Genomic DNA, 12,291 nt, shown 5'->3' with positions numbered 1-12,291 from the left:
GCTGCTGCGCCTTTTGCAGCGTAGCAGCGGGGCGAGCAGCCGCCGTTAGCGGCGTACCTGCTTGAGGGTTTCGGCGATCAGGAAGGCCAGCTCCAGCGACTGGTCGGCGTTCATCCGTGGGTCGCAGTGGGTGTGGTAGCGATCCGACAGGCCGTCTTCGGTGATCGGTCGCGCGCCGCCAATGCACTCGGTGACGTTCTGCCCGGTCATCTCGATATGGATACCCCCGGCATAGCTGCCCTCGGCCTGGTGCACGGCGAAGAATTGCTTCACTTCGGCAAGAATCTGCGCAAAGTCGCGGGTCTTGTAGCCGCTTGAGGCCTTGATGGTGTTGCCGTGCATCGGGTCACTGCTCCACAGCACCTGGCGGCCTTCACGCTGCACGGTCTGGATCAGGCGCGGCAGGCCGGCTTCGACTTTGTCTGCGCCCATGCGCACGATCAGGTTGAGACGGCCGGGATCGTTGTCCGGGTTGAGGATATCGATCAGGCGGATCAGCTCTTCGCTGTCCATGCTTGGGCCGACTTTTACCCCAATCGGGTTGCCGACGCCGCGCAGGAACTCGACATGCGCGCCGTCCAGCTGACGGGTGCGGTCGCCGATCCACAGCATATGCGCCGAGCAGTCGTACCAGCCGCCGGTGAGGCTGTCCTTGCGCACAAAGGCTTGCTCGTAGTTCAGCAGCAGCGCTTCGTGAGCGGTGAAGAAGCTGGTTTCGCGCACTTGCGCCGCGCCGTCCATGCCGCAGGCGCGCATAAAGGCCAGGGTTTCGTCGATGCGATCGGCCAGTTGGCTGTACTTCTCGCCGAGTGCCGAGTTGGCGATAAAGTCGAGGTTCCACTGGTGCACCTGATGCAGGTCGGCGAAGCCGCCCTGGGCAAAGGCGCGCAGCAGATTCAACGACGCGGTGGACTGGTGGTAGGCCTGCAGCAGGCGCTCCGGGTCCGGTACGCGGTTGGCGGCGTCGAAGCCGATGCCGTTGACAATATCGCCGCGGTAGGCGGGCAGGGTCACGCCGTCGATGGTTTCATCGTTGGCCGAGCGCGGCTTGGCGAACTGGCCGGCCATGCGCCCGACTTTGACCACCGGGCAACCGGCGGCGAAGGTCATAACGATGGCCATCTGCAGCAACACCTTGAAGGTGTCGCGGATTTTCGCCGCGCTGAACTCGGCAAAGCTCTCGGCGCAATCGCCGCCCTGCAGCAAGAAGGCGCGACCTTGGGTGACCTCGGCAAACTGACGGCGCAGTTCGCGGGCTTCGCCGGCAAACACCAGCGGCGGATAGCCGGCCAGGGTCTGCTCGACCTGGGCCAGTTGCGCGGCGTTCGGGTATTGCGGTTGTTGCTGGATCGGCTTGGCTCTCCAGCTTTCAGGGCTCCAGGGTTGCGACATTGCGGCTCTCGGCTTCAGTCAATTTAGGCGGACGGGCATGGTAACCGATAAGCCGGACGCTTCAAGCCGATAGGCGCGATAGAGCCGCTGCATGGTGACGTGCGGCTCAGGTAGTGACAGGCCTGAAGCCGTTGGTGGTTGCCGTGCGTGGCAATACGTCACGCCCCGGCAGAAAGCAGCCAAAGCCCTGCAGCTTGCCTAGGGATGGTCTGAAAAAGACTTCCTGATTTTGGCAAAATATCCGCACTCCACCCGCCGAGTTTTCCGATGAAGCAGATGACCTTCGCCGACGCCGAGTATGCCGGCAAGCGCAAGCAGACCCGCAAAGAATTGTTCCTGATCGAGATGGATCGGGTAGTGCCATGGAAAGGGTTGATCGCTTTGATCGAGCCGCATTATCCAAAGGGTGAAGGCGGCCGACCGTCCTATCCGCTGATGGCGATGCTGCGAGTGCATCTGATGCAAAACTGGTTCGGTTACAGCGATCCGGCGATGGAAGAGGCGCTGTACGAGACCACCATCCTACGCCAGTTTGCCGGGCTGACTCTGGAGCGCATTCCTGACGAAACCACCATCCTCAACTTCCGCCGCTTGCTGGAAACACACGAACTGGCTGCCGGCATCCTGGCCGTGATCAATGGCTACCTGGGTGACCGTGGTTTGTCGCTGCGCCAAGGCACCATCGTCGATGCCACGCTGATCAACGCGCCGAGTTCAACCAAGAACAAGAACGGTAAGCGTGACCCTGAGATGCACTCAACCAAGAAAGGCAATCAGTATTACTTCGGCATGAAGGCGCACATCGGGGTGGATGACGAGTCTGGCTTGGTGCACAGCGTGGTGGGTACTGCCGCCAACGTGGCGGATGTCACCCAGGTCGATAAGCTGCTGCACGGCGAGGAAAACATGGTGGGGGCCGATGCCGGATATACCGGTGTCGAGAAGCGCCCCGAGCATGAGGGCCGTCAAGTGATCTGGCAGGTTGCAGCACGGCGTAGCACTTACAAGAAACTCGGTAAGCGCAGCGCGCTGTACAAAGCCAAGCGCAAAATCGAGAAGGCCAAGGCCCAAGTGCGAGCCAAGGTCGAGCATCCGTTTCGGGTGATCAAGCGTCAGTTCGGTTATGTGAAGACGCGCTTCCGTGGCCTGGTCAAAAACACGGCGCAACTGGTGACTTTATTCGCGCTGTCAAATCTGTGGATGGCGCGCCGACATTTACTGACGAATGCAGGAGAGGTGCGCCCGTAATGCTGGAAATGGCTGCCGCGAGGTGCTCGCGGCGGCTAAAAACACAGAAATGAGCCGGTAATCTGATCGTTTTTGATCGATTTATCACTTTCGAAATCAGCAGAGGCTGACGTCAGCCAGAAATGCATGGCTACTTCAGAGGATCCCTAGCTCTTGCGGGAACTCGCTGCCGCGACGGTAGGCGATACGGCCGTTGATCCGGGTGGCGTCGACCGCCGCGTCATTGCGTTTGACCACCCGCTCCAGGCCGAGCACCTCCATCCGCGCCTCATGTATCTCGTCCAGCTCATCGGTCAGCCCGGCCGGGTTGACGATCACCACATCAGCACGGTCGCCAACACGGATAGTGCCGGCGTCCACCCCGATAAAGTCCGCCAGCTCGCCACTCAGGCGATTGATAGCGCGACCCATGTCCATAAACGGCGTGCCGGCCAGTTCGGCGTCACGCACGTATTTAAGGAAGCGCAGCGGGAAGTTGTACTGAGCGATGGAGCGCAGGTGTGCGCCCGAGTCGGCGAATCCCGGCTGGGTCCAGGGGCTGGCCAGCAGCTTGTGCATCACCGCCTCGCGCTGGTTGCCGTAGCAGGTGCTCCACTTCAGCGCCTCGCGGTACTGGCAGGCCAGCTCGAAGTAGGCGTCCACCGGGTCCAGGCCGCAGGCGGCGCCGAGCTGCTTGAAGTTCTTGCCGATTAGACTGGCGTCCGGGCATTCGGTCACCCAGCAGTCGGAGAAGTCGCGGTGCCACAAACCCTTGGTCAGCACGGCCTTGACCTGCTTCTTGAACAGGGCACGGAACTCCGGCTCCAGCACCTTGGCGTACAGCTCGTCCGGGTCCTTGATATTGCGCAGAATCTCGCCCGCGCCGAACTCTTCAAACGCGTTCACGTTCAGCCCTTCCAGGCGCAGGGTGAAGGGCGCGGGCAGGGTCTGCCAGCGGAAATGGCCGCGCAGCACGCGGTTGGCCAGCCAGCCGGAGAGGCGGGTGAAACGGTGCAGCAGCGGCTGAGATTTCAGGTCCAGCGCGGTGAGCATCGAGCACTTCAGCGGCTTTCTAAACCAGCCGTGGGCCTGGTAGAGGAAGGCGAACACGTTGACCTTGGTCACCGCGTCCGGCGCGCCCTGCAGCACCGCACCACGCCGGCGCAGCACCGCAAACAGGCGGGAGAACTCGGTCCAGCTGGCAAAGGTCGAGGGCCGCGGGCTGGACCAGGCGCGGTCGCCGTCCATCTTGTCCAGCTTGGTGGTCATCACCGACAGGCCAATGCAGCCGGCGTCCAGCGCCTCTTCCAGCAGCTGTTCCATGCGCTGCAACTCGGCTTCAGTCGGTTTGATCTTGCTCGTGGCCCGTTCCAGTCCCATCACCGCCACGCGCAGTTCGGAGTGGCCGAGGAAGGAGCTGACGTTCGGTCCCAGCGGCTGCTGGTCGTAGAAGGCGCGGTAGCCGGCGGCGTCGCGCCAGGTCTTCTTCTCCTGCAGGATCGGCAGCACGTATTCGCGCGGCACCGCCTCGACGCGGGTGAACAGGTCCGAGCAGTCCTCTGCATCAGCCAGCACCATACTGATCGAGCAGGAGCCGATGGTCACGCTGGTGACGCCATGGCGCACCGATTCCTTCAATGCGGGTGCGGCGATCACTTCGGCGTCGTAGTGCGAGTGGATTTCCAGAAAGCCTGGCGTTACCCACTTGCCAGCGGCATCCAGCACCTCGGGGCAGCCACTTTCATCCAGGGGGCTGAGGCTGAGCACATCGATACGTCCGTCCTTGATGCCGATATGCCGCCGCGCACCGGGTGTGCCTGTTCCATCGAAATACAGACCATTCTTGATGATGATGTCAAAGCTCATAGCAGACTCCAGGGCGCGAGCAGCAGGCCGCCGGTGACCAGCAGCAACAGGTAGATGGCAATGCGGAAATGCTGTTCGTTGAAGCGCTGGTGCAGGCGCTCACCCAGCCACACGCCGATCAGCAGCAGAGGCGCGTAGCTGGCGACTTGCGGCAGCGCAGGGAGTAGGCGGCCGTCGAGCAGAAAGGCCAGGGTCAGCAGGCTGTTGAGGGTGAACCACACCGTGACCAGGGTGGCGCGCAGGCGCGCCTTGTCCAGTTGCGTACCGGCCAGGGCGAACACCAGCAGCGGCCCCCCGGAGGCAAACAGGCCATGGCTGACGCCAGCGCACAGGCTGAGCAGGCGGCTGAGCCACAGGGGGTGCACGGGTTGCACGGCTGCGTGACGCAGGCGCCACAGTTCGCGAGCGGCAAACCACAGCACCAGTGCGCCAAACAGGCGCTTGGCCAGGGCCGCATCGAGGAAGGGCAGCAGGGCATAACCGAGCAGGGTGCCGACGACCATGCCCGGCAGGATCATGCCCAGCAGCAGGCGCCGGTCGATCATCTGCCGATGTCGCCAGACCAGGTAACCGGTCATGCAGATATTCAGCGGCACCAGCACTGGCAGCAGCTGGTCAATGGGCAGCAGCAAGGCGCCCAGTGACAGGGCAATCACGATGCTGCCGAAACCGGTGATCGCCTCCAGGGTGTACGCCAGCAGGATAAAACCGGCCAGGGCCAGCCAGACAATCTCCATCAGCCCATCTCCCCGGCGAAGCGCGCGCTCATCTTGCGGTAGTAGAAACCGGGGGCGATGCGCCAGAGCAGGCTGGCCAGCCAGCTGCCACGGTCGGGGAACAGGCGTTCGCGGCCTTGCACTTGGGCCTGGAGAATCTGCGCGGCCATCCAGTCGGCGCCGCGTATCTGGCCGATGGTCGAGCGGCCGTGTTGCGCCTGCTTGCCGTCGCCACCGAGGGCATTCTGTTCGATGGGCGTGTCGAGAAAGCTTGGGTAGACCAGCAGCATCTTGATGCCGTCGCGGGCGATTTCTGCGCGCAGTACTTCGAAGAACTGGCCCAAAGCGCTTTTCGCCGCGCAATAGCCGGCGCGGCCGAGCACCGGCATCCAGCCGGCCATGGAACCAATGGCGATGACCTGGCCACGGCTCCGGCGCAAAAGTGGTAAGGCGCTCAGGGGCAGTTCCACGGGCGCCTGGTAATCGACGGCCATGACCTTGCGAAACACGGCGGGGTCGGTGTGCAGGGTGGGCGAGCGGTGGGTGATGCCGGCGTTGTTGATCAGCACGTCGAGGCGGCCGAAACGCTCGCTGCAGGCCTGCAGTAATTGCTGATGCAGGTGCGGGTCGGTGATATCACCGGGCAGGCCGATTACCCGTTCGGCGCCCAGTTCATTTACCCGCGTGCTCAGGCCGGCTGCATTGATGTCGGTGAGCAGCAGGTTGCAGCCTTGGCCGTGATAGGCGCGCGCAAGCTCCCAGCCGAGGCCGCTGGCGGCCCCGGTGATCAAGATGGTGTGCATTATTTTTCTCCAGCGCTGACCAGAGCCGCAGGTGTGAGCGGCAAGCCAGCAGGTGGCTGACGGGACCAGATAAAGGCCAGGGTCAGGCCGCTGACCAGGTGCCAGCAGCCCCAGAACGCGGCGATCAGCAACATGCTGCTGGCCTGTGGGAAGAAGGTGAAGATGATCACCAGGCCCAGGGCAGAGTTCTGAATACCGACTTCCAGGGTAATCGCCCGGCGATCTGCTGCCGGCAGCCCGGATAGCCGCGCGCACCCGTAGCCCACCGCCAATGCCAGGGCGTTGTGCGCCACCACCAACCAGAAGAACAGATGGAAATGCGTAATGAACTGGTCGAAATTGCGGCTGAAGGCCAGGGTGACGAAGGCCAGCATCACCAGCAGGGCAAAGACGCGTAGCGGCTTTTCCACCTTGAGTGACAGGCCGGGAAAGCGCCGGCCAACCCACATGCCGGCGATCAGTGGCAGGCCGAGCACCAGCAGCACCAACAGCAACAGGCTGACCGGCTCCATGGCGATCTGCGTCAGCAGGGGCCGGGTCAGCGGATTGAGCCAGGCGTAGAAGCCGAAATTCAGTGGTGTCAGCACGCTGGCAGCGAGGCTGGATACCGCCGTCATGCTCACCGAGACCGCGACGTTACCACGGGCCATCCAGGTCATGATGTTGGAGAAGCTGCCGCCGGGGCAGGCCGCCACCAGCATCATGCCTAGGGCCAGCATCGGCTCGATGCGCAGCGCCCAGCAGGCCAGGCAGGTCAGCGCTGGCAGCAGAACGAACTGCGCGAGCAGACCAATGACCGGTGCCTTGGGCTCGCGAACGATGCGCTTGAAGTCATCCAGGCGCAGATCCAGCGAGACGCCGAACATCATCACCGCAAGGATGATATTGATCAGCACCAGGCTGCTGGGGTCGAACTGGATATTTACCGGTTCCATCACAGGCTTCCTTCGGCAGGACGGCTGGCGACAGCGGGCCGCGCAGCCAAACCGGCGCGCAGGCTATTGCTGTGCTGCGCGATGCTCTGACGATAGCTGTCCTTGTGCACGTAGTAGGCCATGCGCTCCAGTTGCAGGTACTGGTAGCCGCCGTCCAGGCGTATGCCGGCGCGTTCGCGTTTGAGCGCCTGGAAGTCTTTGGCCGCCTGGCTACCGGCTTGCAGGCCCTTGATATACAGCGCCACCAGCTCGGCCTGCTCGTCGCGGCCCTGCCAGCCGAGGCCCGAGGCTTCGACCATGCCCAACATAAACAAGTCGTCGTACTCGGGGTGGAACACGTTGAGGTAGAGCTGCGGCGCCCCGGCATTGCTTGGCCAGTTAAGGTGCGCGCGGTCGATAAAGGGGTAGTCGAGCTTGTAGCCGGTGCCTTGCAGAATCAGGTCGTACTCGGCCTGCTCGCCATCGCTAAAGGTGACGAGTTTCTCTTCCACCTTGGCCACATCGCGGCGCGCCTTGATATCGCCATGGCCGAGGTAATGCAGCACCAGGGAGTTCATCACCGGGTGTGATTCGTAGAGTTTGTAATCCGGGTCGGGCAGGCCGTACTGCGACGGCTTGCCGACCAGCGCGCGCACTAGCAGGCCGTCGAGAAATTGTTTGAGCGGGCGCGGCAGTTTGATCGCACCGCCGAGGGTGTCGGTCGGGCGGCCCAGGGTGAACTTGGGCAGAAAGTAATAGCCACGGCGCACCGACAGGTCCACCGAGGCGGCGCGATGCACAGCATCCACGGCGATATCGCAGGCCGAGTTGCCGCAGCCGATCACCAGTACGCGCTTGCCGTCGAACATCGCTGCCGAGCGGTAGTCGCTGGAGTGCATCCGCTCGCCGGTAAACGTGCCAGGCAGTGCTGGCTGGTTAGGCGTATGCAGGGTGCCGTTGGCCATCAGTACGCCGTCGAACAGCCATTCACGCTGTACGCCGTTGTGTTCGCTGATCAGCTTCCAGCCCTTGTCCAGGCGCTGAATTTCCACCACGCGGGTATTGAATTGGTAGTGCGTATACAGGCCGAAGTGCTTGGCGTAGTCGCGGAAGTAATGGCGCATCTCACTGTGATGCGGGTAAGGGGCCACCTCGGCGCGCATCGGGAATTCGCTGAACTGGGTGGTGCCCTTGGAGGAAATCAGGTGCGCTGAGTCGTACATGGTGCTGTGCGGATTATCGATGTCCCACAGGCCGCCGACATCCGCGTGCAGTTCGAAACCGACAAAGTCGATACCGTGCTTGTGCAGCTGACGTGCTGTACACAGCCCCATGGGGCCGGCACCGATAATGGCGTACATGGTAAACCTCGATAATCGTTTTTATTGTTGTAGTCGCAGAACGATAAACTCGGCGCCCCCGACTGCGGCAAATTATCGCGTGACCGGGGGAGGGTGCCTCAATGACAATTAGCGCCTTTCCTCTGGCCGAAATGGTCGGGGATGTCACGGTGGAGTGTGCGGGATGCCAGGTTTACCTCCGGTTGGGCAGATGCCGGATCCGCTGCTGATCGCCGAAGTGCACGATGCTTTCGGGGTGATTCAGGTGGTCGAAATGGGCGCGTACCGCTTTCTCGAATTTGGTGAGGCGATTGAGCAGAGCTGCGTCTATATGCCGGACCCCAGCTGGCTGGAATACGACTACACCCGCGCCATGCTGCTTGGCGCGCTGTGCCACGAGCAGCCGGAAAGCGCGCTGTTTCTCGGCCTTGGTGCCGGCAACCTGACCCAGGCCTGCCTGAAGTTTCTGCCGCTGGATGATGTCGAGGTGATCGAGCTGCGCGCCGATGTGCCTCGTCTGGCCATGGAACATATGGGGCTCACCGATGATCCGCGCCTGACCATCCGTATCGGCGATGCGCTGGAACTGCTGGAAAGCGCGGAAAAGACCGACCTGCTGTTTGTCGACCTGTATACCGATCACGGTCCGGCGACTGGGCATCTGGCCTGGCGCTTTCTGGAAAACTGCCAGAAGCAGCTCAATCTCGGCGGCTGGCTGATCATCAACCAGTGGGCCGGCAACGACGGCAAGCCGCTTGGCGCGCCGCTGCTGCGCGGTCTCTACCATCGGCATTACTGGGAGTGCCCGGTGAAGGAGGGCAATGTGGTGTTGCTGGTGCCGGCGGATCTGGAGCAGGAAATCGACTTCGACGAACTGCGCCGCCGTGATGCGCTATTGGCGCCGCAGTTCGGTTATTCGCTGGAATCGTTGATCAAAGCAGTGCGGCCGGCGACCTGAGAACCTGTTTTCGGTCTGCTGCGCGTCGGCCCTGCTGCGTTAAAAGCAGGCTCGGAATGCTCATTTACGCCAGTAAACTCCGCTTCCTCGCCTGCTTTTGCCTTGCATGACCCTAGCTCGCAATACCGTAAATCAGGTTCTTAACAGCTCGCGGATTATGAAACTCAGCGTCCTTTGCAAATCACCTGGGCGACGTTCCAGCATCGCTCGCACACCTTCCTGCGCATCTTCACTGGCCATCAGACGGGTAACGGTGGGGTGCAGGTTTGCGGCTGCGGCAGCCGGGCCTTCGACCACGGCCTGACGTGCTGAGGCCAGGGTTGCCTGCACACCCAGCGGGGCCTGTGCGGCAATGCGTTCGGCGAGCCACAGCGCCTTGGGCAGCAGTTCTTCACTGGCCACCACCTGCTGGATAAAGCCCAGGCGATAGGCTTCGTGAGCATCGAACTCATCGCCCGTCAGCAGCCAACGCATGGCGTTGCCCCAGCCAGCGGTCTGATGCATGCGCAAAGTGGCACCGCCGAAGGGGAAGATGCCGCGCTGCACTTCCATCTGGGCGAAACGGGTATTGCTGGCGCACAGGTTGATATCCGAGGCGAGCATCAGCTCGATGCCAATGGTGTAGCAGTAGCCTTGCGCGGCGACGATCACCGGTTTGCTCACCCGTGGCCCGCCGAACACGCCCCAGGGATCGCAACCGCCTTCAGGTATCTTCCAGCCGGCGGCGAACTGCGCCGCCACATTGGCCAGGTCCAAGCCAGCGGTAAAGTGTTCACCATGGGCAAATACCAGTGCCACCCGCGCCTCGCTGTCGCGTTCGAACTCACCATAGGCCAGGCACATGTCATCAAGCATGGGCATGTCGAAAGCGTTGCGTTTGCTCGCTCGGTCCAGGCCGATCAACATGATCTGGCCGCGTTTTTCACGGCTGACGCGGCCGCTGGTGCTTTGGGTCATGGCGGTGAGTCCTTGTGGCAGGTTATGAAAGTGTGCGCTGTGCTACTGCAGCGTGCCATTTGCAGGCTACCAGAGGATGACCATTCGGCACGGCACAGGCTCTATTTGTGGCTTATTTAGAGAAAATCAGGCACATCGGCCAGGTTTTCCGGTATAGTGCGCGCCGGTCAATTTTTGGCCACGTTCAGGTAGTGCAAATCGCCCGAAGCTTGACTTCGGCAGCCAGTCCGCAAAGCGGGCTATCCTTGACGATTCATTTATCACCATGTTTTCGCAAATCCCCGCCTACAGAGCTGCCAGGGTGACCTTCGGGTCTTACACGGCATGCGCAGCTTTGGAACATGGGTCTTTGCGGATGCACTAGAGGCAGACCCATGACCCAGGAAACCGGCGGCTTCGCCGCACTCGGACTCAATTCCAATATTCTCGCTGCACTGACCGCTGTTGGTTACGAAGAGCCGTCGCCGATTCAGGCGCAGGCCATTCCTGTGATCCTGTCCGGTCAGGACATGATCGGTCAGGCGCAGACCGGCACCGGCAAGACCGCCGCCTTCGCTCTGCCGATCCTGTCGAAGATCGACCCGGCCAAGCGCGAGCCGCAGGCGCTGATCCTCGCGCCGACCCGTGAGCTGGCCCTGCAAGTGGCCACCGCCTTTGAAACCTATTCCAAGCAGATGCCTGGCCTCAACGTAGTGGCCGTTTACGGCGGCGCGCCGATGGGCCCGCAGCTGAAAGCCATCCGCCAGGGCGCGCAAGTTATCGTCGCCACTCCGGGCCGTCTGGTTGACCACCTGCGTCGCGACGAGAAAGTGCTGTCGACTATCCAGTATCTGGTGCTCGACGAAGCCGACGAAATGCTCAAGCTGGGCTTTATGGATGACCTCGAAGTGATCTTCGAAGCCATGCCGGCCAGCCGTCAGAGCGTGCTGTTCTCCGCGACCCTGCCGCACTCGATCCGCGCCATCGCAGAGAAACACCTGCGCGAGCCGCAACACATCAAGATCGCCTCGAAAACCCAGACTGTGACTGCCATCGAGCAGGCGCACCTGATGGTTCACGCTGACCAGAAGCACGCCGCCGTCCTGCGTCTGCTGGAAGTTGAAGAGTTCGATGCGCTGATCGGTTTCGTGCGTACCAAGCAAGCCACCCTGGACCTGGCCGCCGCGCTGGAAGCCAAGGGCTACAAGGCCGCTGCTCTGAACGGCGACATCGCGCAGAACCAGCGTGAGCGGGTGATCGACTCGCTGAAAGATGGCCGTCTGGACATCGTGATCGCCACCGACGTTGCTGCTCGCGGCCTCGACGTGCCGCGTATCACCCACGTGATGAACGTGGATATGCCGTATGACCCTGAATCCTACGTACACCGTATCGGCCGTACTGGCCGTGCTGGCCGTACCGGTCGCGCGCTGCTGCTGGTAACGCCGCGTGAGCGCCGCATGCTGCAGGTGATTGAGCGTGTAACCGGGCAGAAGGTTGGCGAGGTCAAGTTGCCGAACGCTCAGCAAGTGATGGACGCGCGCATCAAGAAGCTCACCAACAGCCTGGCGCCGCTGGTGGCTGATGCCGAAGCCAGCCACGGTGATCTGCTCGATCGTCTGACTGCTGACATTGGTTGCAGTCCGCGTGCTCTGGCCGCAGCCCTGCTGCGCAAGGCCACCAATGGCCAAGCGCTGACCCTGGCTGAAGTTGAACGTGACCAGCCACTGGTTCCTGGTAGCAGTGGCCCGCGTGAGCGTAGTGAGCGCGGTGACCGTTCTGAGCGTCCTGATCGTGAAGGCAGCCGTGAGCGTCGTGCTCCGGTGCCGCTGGCCGAAGGCCGTGCCCGTTGCCGCACCGCGCTGGGCGCGCGTGATGGTATTGCCGCGAAGAACCTGCTCGGCGCCATCCTCAACGAAGGCGGCCTGGTTCGCGAAGCTATCGGCCGCATCCAGGTACGCGAAAGCTTCAGCCTGGTTGAGCTGCCGGAAGAAGGTCTGGAGCGTCTGCTGGCCAAGCTGAAAGACACCCGCGTCGGTGGCAAACCGCTGAAGCTGCGTCGTTATCGCGAAGATTGATTCTTCGTTGAATAAACAAGCCCCGCCTAGTGCGGGGCTTTTTATTGCTGTTACGTGTTGG

The 12,291-nt window shown here is 62.2% G+C and carries 10 protein-coding genes; 3 read left to right on the top strand and 7 right to left on the bottom strand.

Annotated elements, in window-relative coordinates; translation table 11 throughout:
• Positions 1 to 45: 45 nt before the first annotated feature.
• Positions 46 to 1,392 carry a class II 3-deoxy-7-phosphoheptulonate synthase gene (locus tag BLW24_RS22950; RefSeq protein ID WP_090387200.1) on the bottom strand — a complete coding sequence of 449 codons (1,347 nt, stop codon included), beginning with the start codon at positions 1,390 to 1,392 and terminating at the stop codon, positions 46 to 48.
• 267 nt (positions 1,393 to 1,659) lie between these two features.
• Here BLW24_RS22950 and BLW24_RS22945 point away from each other — a divergent pair, with 267 nt between their 5' ends.
• Positions 1,660 to 2,640 carry an IS5 family transposase gene (locus BLW24_RS22945; protein ID WP_090375347.1) on the top strand — a complete coding sequence of 327 codons (981 nt, stop codon included), beginning with the start codon at positions 1,660 to 1,662 and terminating at the stop codon, positions 2,638 to 2,640.
• A 135-nt stretch (positions 2,641 to 2,775) separates the two neighbouring features.
• Here BLW24_RS22945 and BLW24_RS22940 read toward each other — a convergent pair whose 3' ends face one another.
• Genes BLW24_RS22940 through BLW24_RS22920 form a run of 5 tightly spaced genes read right to left on the bottom strand, consistent with a single transcriptional unit; the run spans position 2,776 to position 8,279 of the window.
• Complete coding sequence (locus BLW24_RS22940; protein WP_090387198.1) at positions 2,776 to 4,485, bottom strand: N-acyl-D-amino-acid deacylase family protein; 1,710 nt, start codon at positions 4,483 to 4,485, stop codon at positions 2,776 to 2,778.
• Positions 4,482 to 5,222, bottom strand: coding sequence for a sulfite exporter TauE/SafE family protein (locus BLW24_RS22935; protein ID WP_090387196.1), 741 nt, complete (start codon positions 5,220 to 5,222; stop codon positions 4,482 to 4,484). The genes BLW24_RS22940 and BLW24_RS22935 overlap by 4 nt, the downstream gene beginning before the upstream one ends.
• Positions 5,222 to 6,004: an SDR family NAD(P)-dependent oxidoreductase gene (locus tag BLW24_RS22930; protein WP_090387194.1), complete on the bottom strand. Its 783-nt coding sequence runs from the start codon at positions 6,002 to 6,004 to the stop codon at positions 5,222 to 5,224. The genes BLW24_RS22935 and BLW24_RS22930 overlap by 1 nt, the downstream gene beginning before the upstream one ends.
• On the bottom strand, positions 6,004 to 6,939 hold the full coding sequence (locus BLW24_RS22925) for a bile acid:sodium symporter family protein (protein ID WP_090387191.1): 936 nt from the start codon (positions 6,937 to 6,939) through the stop codon (positions 6,004 to 6,006). Before BLW24_RS22925 ends, BLW24_RS22930 begins: the two co-directional genes overlap by 1 nt.
• Entirely contained in the window at positions 6,939 to 8,279 is a 1,341-nt protein-coding gene (locus tag BLW24_RS22920; protein ID WP_090387189.1) for a flavin-containing monooxygenase, read from the bottom strand. Before BLW24_RS22920 ends, BLW24_RS22925 begins: the two co-directional genes overlap by 1 nt.
• Positions 8,280 to 8,442: 163 nt before the next feature.
• Between BLW24_RS22920 and BLW24_RS22915 the strand changes: the two genes are divergently transcribed.
• On the top strand, positions 8,443 to 9,216 hold the full coding sequence (locus BLW24_RS22915; protein ID WP_090387185.1) for a spermidine synthase: 774 nt from the start codon (positions 8,443 to 8,445) through the stop codon (positions 9,214 to 9,216).
• Between the two features lie 132 nt (positions 9,217 to 9,348).
• Here BLW24_RS22915 and BLW24_RS22910 read toward each other — a convergent pair whose 3' ends face one another.
• Positions 9,349 to 10,173 carry a crotonase/enoyl-CoA hydratase family protein gene (locus BLW24_RS22910; protein WP_090387183.1) on the bottom strand — a complete coding sequence of 275 codons (825 nt, stop codon included), beginning with the start codon at positions 10,171 to 10,173 and terminating at the stop codon, positions 9,349 to 9,351.
• Between the two features lie 374 nt (positions 10,174 to 10,547).
• Between BLW24_RS22910 and BLW24_RS22905 the strand changes: the two genes are divergently transcribed.
• Positions 10,548 to 12,230, top strand: a complete 1,683-nt coding sequence (locus tag BLW24_RS22905; RefSeq protein WP_090387181.1) for a DEAD/DEAH box helicase — start codon at positions 10,548 to 10,550, stop codon at positions 12,228 to 12,230.
• Positions 12,231 to 12,291 lie beyond the last annotated feature (61 nt).

This window comes from Pseudomonas anguilliseptica, from assembly GCF_900105355.1.
Classification (GTDB): Bacteria; Pseudomonadota; Gammaproteobacteria; order Pseudomonadales; family Pseudomonadaceae; genus Aquipseudomonas; species Aquipseudomonas anguilliseptica.
Note: the sequence above shows the minus strand (reverse complement) of the source record. Positions and strands in the feature narration are given on the sequence as shown.

Bases quoted from the DNA above. Each gene is read 5' to 3' on its own strand.
- BLW24_RS22950 (WP_090387200.1), bottom strand. From the start codon at position 1,392: ATGTCGCAACCCTGGAGCCCTGAAAGCTGGAGAGCCAAGCCGATCCAG.
- BLW24_RS22945 (WP_090375347.1), top strand. From the start codon at position 1,660: ATGAAGCAGATGACCTTCGCCGACGCCGAGTATGCCGGCAAGCGCAAG.
- BLW24_RS22940 (WP_090387198.1), bottom strand. From the start codon at position 4,485: ATGAGCTTTGACATCATCATCAAGAATGGTCTGTATTTCGATGGAACA.
- BLW24_RS22935 (WP_090387196.1), bottom strand. From the start codon at position 5,222: ATGGAGATTGTCTGGCTGGCCCTGGCCGGTTTTATCCTGCTGGCGTAC.
- BLW24_RS22930 (WP_090387194.1), bottom strand. From the start codon at position 6,004: ATGCACACCATCTTGATCACCGGGGCCGCCAGCGGCCTCGGCTGGGAG.
- BLW24_RS22925 (WP_090387191.1), bottom strand. From the start codon at position 6,939: ATGGAACCGGTAAATATCCAGTTCGACCCCAGCAGCCTGGTGCTGATC.
- BLW24_RS22920 (WP_090387189.1), bottom strand. From the start codon at position 8,279: ATGTACGCCATTATCGGTGCCGGCCCCATGGGGCTGTGTACAGCACGT.
- BLW24_RS22915 (WP_090387185.1), top strand. From the start codon at position 8,443: ATGCCAGGTTTACCTCCGGTTGGGCAGATGCCGGATCCGCTGCTGATC.
- BLW24_RS22910 (WP_090387183.1), bottom strand. From the start codon at position 10,173: ATGACCCAAAGCACCAGCGGCCGCGTCAGCCGTGAAAAACGCGGCCAG.
- BLW24_RS22905 (WP_090387181.1), top strand. From the start codon at position 10,548: ATGACCCAGGAAACCGGCGGCTTCGCCGCACTCGGACTCAATTCCAAT.